The sequence below is a fragment of the Ruegeria sp. L12 genome (assembly GCF_056531745.1).
The window spans coordinates 1-3662 of the sequence record NZ_JBQFMH010000040.1; the positions used below are offsets into that span (position 1 = coordinate 1).

Sequence of the window (3662 nt, forward strand, 5' to 3'; positions counted from 1 at the left end):
TGTCACTGTACCCTAATTAATCAGAATTTGCGGATTCACGGCGTTCCGGGGCGTTTTTGTACCCTTAATTGCAATATATCCACAGGTTCCGTGGCTTATGACTTGACCCCACTTGAGCGCTTCCAGATTGCATCGGCGCGCATCAGAAGCGCTTGACGATTTGCGTCTGCCCCGAGCTCTGAGATGGCCTGACGAGCGGCCTGCAAAGCGCTCTCCGACACTCTTGGGCGGCACAATCCATGTGCTTCATGCCCGATTGGATGCACTGTTTCAACCAATCTAGGAAGCGGTCGACCGAGGTCCTGCGACAATCCACGGATCCGCTCGATCATCTCACGATGTTCAGGAAATACGCGGCTCAACTCCCGGGCCGCCCGGTCGTTTCCTCGCAGTATGATGGCGGCACCCAACAAGGGACGGGTCGTGCCGATACCGACCGCCGCAAGCGCCATTAGCCTTTCGCGCTTGTTCCCGGAGGTGAGCGACCAAAGACGCCCGATCTTCAGCACCGATATGACTTGCAGGGTCAGACTGATCCGGTTCAACCGCGCAAGATCGGTCGCGGCGGCAGCCGTCTTCAGAACTTCCGCGCCGCGCAAAGCTCGGGCATGAAGTCTGCCTGATACATCATTGGCTGGATACTTGGCTGCCAGGGCCAGGCCGCAGATTTCGCAGGTCATCGACCATGCCAAGCGCCAATGGCGAAGCACCAGATCGGGTGATTTCGCAACACACCCCGGGCAATATTGGAAGTCATGCCGGGACACGTATTGCACGTCATGATGCATTGAATCCGGAAGAGCCATGCTGACGATTTCATCCCGGGACCGCTGAACCGCCCTGCATAGCATGGCCCAGTTCGCCGTTCGCAGGTCGCTTGCACATTCCGGCACCCTGCCCTGCCCCAAACCCAGATAGCCACAAAGCTCTTCAACCGAACAATGATTGGCCTTCGCCACGCGGCCCATCCAGCTCGACAGAAGCTCATCAAGCATAGGTGGCGGTCGAAACGGTAGCGGTCTGAGGGTCACCCGAATGTAGCGGCGGGCTGTCGAGGGATGTTCCAGGCATGCTTCGTCCAAACCGGTTGCCAGGCATGGACCGCTTCGTCCGTGATCCGCTCTTCTCCGGTCTCGATTGCATCGATAGCCAGGGATTTGATCATGATGAACACGCGCGAGGTGACGCCACCGGTCACTTTCAGGATCGTCCGAAGCGACGCCACCGTAAGGCCTGAGCGTTGCTCAAGCGCCATCGCCGCGATCAACGTCTGGATCAGGCGAGAGAACTCCACATCGTCTTCCCAGAGCGGCAGGTAGTGTTCGTCCAAACGTCGGGCCAATTGATCGTCTCCTCGAACCGCTTCCAGAGCTTCGTTCACACCGAAGACGACGAGCGAGGCGCAGAGATCGTTGGCGAGGAACCGGAGCATGTTCAGGAAACGGCGTTGCTCACGGTAGCTGCCAGCAAGCAGGTTATGCACTTCGTCGATCATCAGCATCCTAAGGTCCATGTCCCGAAGATGACTGAGCGCGCGCACCTCAAGCTCGGACACGGTATGCCGACCCCACATAGGCGCCCCGATCGTCGCCAGGATGTGCTGATAGAACCGCCGTTCGTCCGGGGCCGGCGGGGCCTGAACCAGCAGGATGGGTGTTTTCGTGATGCCCAGTTCAGCGTTGTACTGCGTTGGATATTTGCTCGCCATCCGCTTGGCGATCATCGTCTTTCCTATGCCGGAACTTCCATAAACCATCAGCCCTGGCATCCGGCTTTGCTGTGGCATTTCCATCAGGGATGTCAATCGGTTGAGAACGATGGTGGCACGGTCAAACGCGACCCAATGGTCGCCGCGGATACGGTCAATTCTTTCTTCTGGGGTCATTAAACTCATCAATCTCATAGGTAGGCAGATCAGGGTTGCCTGTATCAATCGCGAACATTTCGCGCGACGGATCACGGCGCGGTTGGTGCCGGGGTAGCCGCGCATCTCTTTCGTTCTCTAGCCGGGCAATCCGCGTTTTTTGGCGCGCCGCCTCAGCCAGCTGCCGTTGCGCGTCAATCAATTGGAATAGGACCCGCTCGTTGATCCGGCCACCATGCTTTTCCTGCCAATCTTTCCGGGCTCGCCGACTTTCCCAAAGCGATATCCGCGGGTGGCTGAGATCCCGGTAGCGCGCCGGGATCACGCGGCCATCACCGGTGATGACCCACACCTGCGATAAGTCTCGCGGATCGTATTTCACCTGTACCTTGCCCTGCCCTCGTCCGACCAACGAGGCAAAGACATCACTCCAGTAATGGACCCCAAAGAGCGTGATCCCGGTGCGCCCAAGCTGGCGACATTCGAAAGGCAAGAAGCTTGTCCTAAAGGCATCGACATCGACAACCTGCCGTCCCGCAGTATCCCCGCCCATGTCCGCCCATGCCGCGAGCGGGGTTCGTCCGAGAGCTTCGTGAACCGTATTGTGGTATCGGCAGATTTCCAGATGAAGCCAATCCTCGAACTCGGTTAGTGTCAGGGCCGCATGCTTCTCGCTGTCATAGTCGCCCTTCTCAACGATTGAGGATTGCGTCGTCCCGGGCAGCACATGAACGGCCCCCATAGTTGTTCCGATCAGCCGTTCGACATGGCCGCCGTAGTGTTTGCCGCCAAGCGGACGATACTCGACAGCGATGCCCCAATCTTCGCAGGCCATTCTGAAGGCGTCGCTGTGGAACTCCCGCGCATTGTCGACGTAGATCGCCTTCGGAATGCCGGCCGTCGGCCAAACCAGCTCTTCCTTTGTTCCAGGGACGTGCACCGATTTCCGGCGCACGCAGTGATCGAGACATAGGGCGATCGACAAGATAGATGGCTCGTCGAAAGTGACATAGACCCCGAGAACGATCCGGGTCGCGACATCAATCGCAACCGTCAGATAGGGGCGCGCAAGTGGCCGTCGATTGACGTGATCGACCAACGTGATGTCTGAAGTTGTATGATCAATCTGAACGACTTCTAGCGGGGCTGAAACTTCAAGGCGGCCCGGACGCGCAGCAAAGACCTTGTCAGCCTCCTCTGCCCCGCGCCGTTTCCGGAAGACCTCTCGCTGATCCATAGCATCTAGACGGGCTTTGACCGTTCTACGGGTCGGGGGCTGAAACCCCTTCGCCACGCACTCGGCACGAATCTCGCGCCAGATGCGAAGAAAGCTCGAGCGCTCGCGGTTCAGATAGTATTTTCGCAGGCTCTCATAGATGATGATTTCGACGCCTTCGGCAATCCGTTTCGACCCTGGTTTCGGCCCGCGACGGTCCAACTCCAACGCCGTGGCACGTGCATCGTTCTCTCTCAGACGCCGGTAAAGCGACCAAGTGTGGCTTTTCGCCAAGCCCAGTTCCCAAGCGGCATCTCCGATCGCCGCGCTGATCGGCTCACCTCTCTTCTCAAGCTCCAGGATCGGCCGAAGAACCGCTGCACGGTGTTTCGCAAGACGCTCATCTACCACGCAAATCCCCCGCCCCAATAGGCCGAAACTTATCCACAGTATCGACAGTACGGCAATTAAGGGTACAGTATGGTAATTAGCGGTACAATATGAAAATTGAGAGCACAAACCACAATTGATTTTGCAGGACAATTTCAAGCAAGATTCTGATTAATTAGGGTACAGTGACAG

General features: G+C 57.7%; 3 protein-coding genes. All 3 read right to left on the reverse strand.

Annotated features, from left to right (window positions below; all coding sequences use genetic code 11):
• Window positions 1–95: 95 nt before the first annotated feature.
• From ACR0K9_RS21400 to ACR0K9_RS21410, 3 genes are read right to left on the reverse strand one after another with little or no spacing between them, the layout of a single operon-like run.
• Window positions 96–1031, reverse strand: a complete 936-nt coding sequence (locus tag ACR0K9_RS21400) for a TniQ family protein (protein WP_480826096.1) — start codon at window positions 1029–1031, stop codon at window positions 96–98.
• Entirely contained in the window at window positions 1028–1885 is an 858-nt protein-coding gene (locus ACR0K9_RS21405; RefSeq protein WP_480826094.1) for a TniB family NTP-binding protein, read from the reverse strand. The genes ACR0K9_RS21400 and ACR0K9_RS21405 overlap by 4 nt, the downstream gene beginning before the upstream one ends.
• A complete protein-coding gene (locus tag ACR0K9_RS21410) occupies window positions 1863–3491 on the reverse strand; it encodes a Mu transposase C-terminal domain-containing protein (protein WP_480826095.1) in 1629 nt (542 codons plus the stop codon). Before ACR0K9_RS21410 ends, ACR0K9_RS21405 begins: the two co-directional genes overlap by 23 nt.
• Window positions 3492–3662 lie beyond the last annotated feature (171 nt).